Source organism: Ideonella azotifigens (assembly GCF_006519715.1).
In the GTDB taxonomy this organism is placed as follows: Bacteria; Pseudomonadota; Gammaproteobacteria; order Burkholderiales; family Burkholderiaceae_C; genus Ideonella; species Ideonella azotifigens.
Genome location: NZ_VIDT01000444.1, coordinates 1 through 4,681, shown reverse-complemented (window position 1 = coordinate 4,681; position 4,681 = coordinate 1). Strand labels below are relative to the sequence as shown.

General features: G+C 67.2%; 3 protein-coding genes. 1 reads left to right on the top strand and 2 read right to left on the bottom strand.

All coding sequences use genetic code 11. From position 1 onward, the window contains the following. Positions 1–309: 309 nt before the first annotated feature. Positions 310–1,692: a hypothetical protein gene (locus FKP22_RS21485; RefSeq protein WP_141289730.1), complete on the bottom strand. Its 1,383-nt coding sequence runs from the start codon at positions 1,690–1,692 to the stop codon at positions 310–312. Positions 1,693–1,725: 33 nt separating this feature from the next. Here FKP22_RS21485 and FKP22_RS21480 point away from each other — a divergent pair, with 33 nt between their 5' ends. After that, positions 1,726–3,639: a hypothetical protein gene (locus tag FKP22_RS21480; protein WP_141289729.1), complete on the top strand. Its 1,914-nt coding sequence runs from the start codon at positions 1,726–1,728 to the stop codon at positions 3,637–3,639. 85 nt (positions 3,640–3,724) lie between these two features. Here FKP22_RS21480 and metE read toward each other — a convergent pair. Further along, positions 3,725–4,681 (bottom strand): 5-methyltetrahydropteroyltriglutamate--homocysteine S-methyltransferase (metE, locus tag FKP22_RS21475; RefSeq protein ID WP_141289728.1); only part of this gene is annotated, 957 nt, incomplete at its 5' end.

The following is a 4,681-nucleotide window of genomic DNA, read 5'->3' as shown; positions in this document are numbered from 1 at the left end:
GGCGCTGCTTGCCGAACCCGCGAAGCCGTGACGCATGTTGACCATCTGGAATGCCTTTGGAGACCGGTGGCCAGAATAGCCAGCCGGGCAGGCCGCGCCGCGTGACCAAGGTCATCGGCCGGGTGCCTGCCTGAACGCAAGGCTGAGCTTCCAGATGGCCTGCGGCGACGGCGGCTTCGCCCGTCGCAAGACATGCCGCTGGCGCTGCGCGCCTCGCCCGAATCTGCAGCGCTGTTGCAGATGCTCGACGAACAGCCGAACACGCTCGCCGTTGCGCAGTGACCCGTTCGACGGTCACCCGAGCCGGGCTCAGGCGGGCAGCTCGAACTCGATGCCGATCTGGGAGCCGTAGATGGGGTAGCGGATCTTGCAGCGGTAGCCGCGCAGCCGCGCCGCGTCGATGCCGGCCACCGCGCACACATGGCGAAGCAGCTCCCCATAGCGCGGGTATTCCGGCAGGCGGAAGGCGTCCGGGCCGGTGCCCAGGGACTGCACGGTCTCGACCATGTCCAGCCGGTCGTTGCGCCGTGCAGCGTCGTTGGGATGGGCGGCCCCCCGCACGACGGTGTCGAAGATGTGAACCTCGGCCCGCGAGTCAGGCCAGACCTCATCGTGCAGCCAGACGTCCACGATGAAGTACTCGCATGGCGGCTCCGCGTGCCCGCCGATGCCAGCGGTGGACGAATCGCTGGTTCTGCGCCTGCGATTGAAGTTGGACAGCAATTGGCCGCAGACGTAGTCGACGCCGGGTGCGTCGTCGCTTCGGCCCAGCGGCAGGCCGGAAATCGTCGTTTCGACGAACACGCTGCTGTGCTGGACGGTTTCGACCAGATCGGGCGTCACGGTCGAGAAGCCGGCCAGCAACATGTCGCTGGCCTTCGCAATGGGCCGACCTTCGAGCGAAGTCACGGTGTGATGCGCGCCGGGGGGCACGAACCACGATCCGACGTTGCGCAGCAGCCCCGAAGGGCGCGTGCGGCGGCAGCCCAGCAGCGCATCGATGCCCACGGAGCTGAAGTTTTCGGCGCCGGGGGTCGGGAAGATGATGCCCGCGCTCAGCACCACGTCCGCCTGCACGCCGCGCAACGCGCTCATGGCCTTGAAGGCGGCGGCCTTGTGGCGTGCCTCGAATGCTGCGCGCGACTCCACGACCCAGTCGCTCAACACGGCGTCGAAGGCCGCACGGTCGCCGAAATCGGTATCGATGAAGTGGCCCAATTCGTCTACCGCGGCCGCTACCTTGGTGATGCAGTCGCGGTCGACATCGGCAGCGGACGCGCCCCGCAGCATCTGGCGCAGCGCCTCCTGGCCGGGGATCGAGTTCAGCGTCGTGAGCGGGTCGCCGCCACGCACCGAGGTCAGCAGCCGGCTGACCACCGGCTGGCTGAGCTGCAGCACCTCGCGAATCGAGCGCTGGTCGCGCATGCCGCGCCGCCCCAGCTCAGAGACGAGGGTCGAGAGGGCATCCTGCAACTTGCGGCCCAGCAGTTCGGCGCGCTGACGCAGCGCGGTGTCGCGGCTTTCGGAAATCATGAGCATGTCGGCCATGGCGAAAGCATAGCAGCTACGCGTTAGGGATATTCTGAGAATGTTCCAGGAAAATCCTTGCAAAGGATCGAGGCTGGTCCTATCCTGACCTGACACGCGATTTGAGACACGGCCGACGACCCGCAGGGCGGCGCCGATGCCCATCGCGCCCGCCGTTGTTTCCGAGGAGAGAGTCCGATGTCACGTTTTTCTCTGCACGTCCTTGCCAGACGCCTGATCGTCCTTTCTGCGCTGGTGAGCCCGCTCGCCTGGGCTGGCATCAAGGACGTGGAGCCCAACAACAGCTGCGCTGCGCCGCAGAACCTGGGCCAGACCAGCAAGGTCAAGCTGTCCGGCACCATCGATGCGTCGGACGTCGATTTCTACACGCTGACCGCCAAGCCCGGCCAATTGCTCCAGATCGACATGCGCGGCGCGCCATCGGGCGCCGGCACGCTGGGCAACATGCTGATGGGCCTGCTGGATGCCGACTGCAGCGTCGTGCAGTACAGCGACAACTCCGAGAACGGCCTGGAGGCACGACTGGTCTTCATGGCGCCCGCTGACGGCGTGGTCCGCATCGCCGCCGCGGGCGATCCGGATTTCGGCTTCACCGGCGCCAATACCTCGACCGGGACCTACAAGCTGACCATCGGCCCGCCCACGGTGCCGGTGATCGCCTTCAGCGGCAACCTTACGGATGCGGTCACGGGCCTGCCGTTGACCAAGGCCGACTTTGCCGTCGTGAACCTGATGTCCTGCCCTTCGGCGGATTACCAGATCTGCACGACCTACAGCGCACAGGGCATCCCCGACGCGAATGGCCACTACGCGATCGCCCAGGCCTTGCCGCCCGGCGTGTACCAGATCCGCGTGCTTGCCGACAACCACGCCAGCAAGAACCTGGCGCCGGTCACCGTCACCGGCTTCGAGGGCAAGTCGACCAAGAACTACGCGCTGGCGCCGCTGCCCATGGTGGTGTCGGACATGACCCCGTGCCAGACCATCGCGGCCGGCGGGAGCTGCAAGTACTCCTATGTGTTGTCGAACACGACGAGCAAGACCCTGAAGACCAGCGTCTGGTCGCAGACCGAGCAAGGTCCCAACGGCTCGCCGATGTTCCGCACCAACTACACGATGGGCAAGTCGACCAGCGCACCGATGGCGATCAAGCTCGCGCCGGGTGAATCCAAGAAGGTCACGCAGTCGATGTCCTTGAGCGACATGCTGTCGGGCAGCACGGGCGCCTTGTACGTCTACGCTTCCACGGCTGACGACCAGACCAACACCATCGGCTACGGCTACGGCTTCAACTACACCGTGACGGCGGCCGACAAGGCTGTTTCGACCGTGCGCTCGGCCCAGGCCATGAAGCCCCTGATGGCCCGGCAGCTGCAAGCCACGGCGCGCAGCGGGCCCGCTGCGTCGGCAGCGAGCGACGTCATCAGCGGCGTGGCGCTGGATCCGGTGACGAATCAACCGATCACGGACGGCAGCGTGGCGGTGCAGCTTCAGGGCTGCCAGGACCCGAGCCTCGACCTCTGCATGGGCACCAAAGCGCTGTTCACCGTGGACGCCAACGGCAAGTATTCGTACAACGCGCGCCGCCTGGCGCCGGGGCACTACCAGCTCTGGGCATTCCGCCAGGACGGCACGACCTACGGCCTGAACTACTCGCAGGCCTTCGACTACGCAGGCGGCGCCGCCACCGTCGACATCACGGCCGCGAAGGCGCCGGTCAAGTACGGCCCGGTCACGGCGTGTGCAGGTGCCGACGCGCTGCCTGTCGGCACGCCTTGCAAGGCCACCTACGACCTGACCAATGTCACCTCGGCGCCGCTGACGGTGGACCTGTGGGCCGTGGTCTCGACCTACGAGACCGGCTCGGTCCAGGGCTACAGCCAGTACAGCGTGGGGGTGGACGGCAGCAGCACCTTGAGCAGCGTCACGATCGCCCCCGGCGCCACGCTGACCGTCTCGCACAGCCTTCCACTGGCCAAGCAGCTGCCTTCGGGCACCTATGCCAGCACGGAGTTCTTTGCCAGCGTGCCGGGCAAGCAGGCGATGACCCTGGGCAACGCATCCGGCTTCTACGTCAACATCGTGCCCTGATGGCATGCACGCCGGTTGGCGTGCATGCCCCGGGGAAGCGCCCCCACCATCGCGAAGCCTGGCCGCGACCCTGCCAGGCGCGGAATCACCTCACGCGCAGCTCCCGCGCTGCGGCCACCATGTGGCGCAGCGCGGCCTCGGTTTCGGGCCAGCCGCGGGTCTTCAGGCCGCAGTCGGGGTTGACCCAGAGCTGCTCGGGCGGGATGACTTCGGCGGCCTTGCGCAGCAGGCGCAGCATTTCGGCTGTGGTCGGCACGCGCGGTGAGTGGATGTCGTAGACGCCGGGGCCGATCTCATTGGGGTAGCGGAAATCGCCGAAGCCGCGCAGCAGTGCCATGTCGGAGCGGCTGGTTTCGATGGTGATCACGTCGGCATCCATCGCGGCGATGTCCGGCAGGATGTCGTTGAATTCGGAGTAGCACATGTGGGTGTGGATCTGCGTGGCGTCCGCCACGCCGCTGGCCGAAACACGGAAGGCACGCGCGGCCCACTTCAGGTAGGCCGGCTGCTGTGCGCGACGCAGCGGCAGGCCTTCGCGGATGGCCGGCTCGTCGATCTGGATCACCGCGATGCCGGCGGCTTCGAGGTCGGCCGCCTCGTCGCGCATGGCCAGCGCGATCTGCAGCGCGGTGTCGGCGCGTGGCTGGTCGTCGCGCACGAAGGACCATTGCAGGATCGTGATTGGGCCGGTCAGCATGCCTTTCATCGGCTTTTTCGTCAGGCTTTGCGCGTAGGTCGTCCAGCCGACCGTCATCGCCTGCGGGCGGGCCACGTCGCCGAACAGCACCGGCGGCTTCACGCAGCGTGAACCGTAGCTCTGCACCCAGCCGTTGGCGGTGAAGGCAAAGCCGTGCAACTGCTCGCCGAAGTACTCGACCATGTCGTTGCGCTCGGCCTCGCCGTGCACCAGCACGTCCAGCCCCAGCGCCTCCTGGCGCGCCACGGCCAGCGCAATCTCCTGCTGCATTGCCGCCTCGTAGGCAGGCTGGTCGAGCTGGCCGCGCTTGAAGGCCGCGCGCGCCGCGCGGATCTCGGCCGTCTG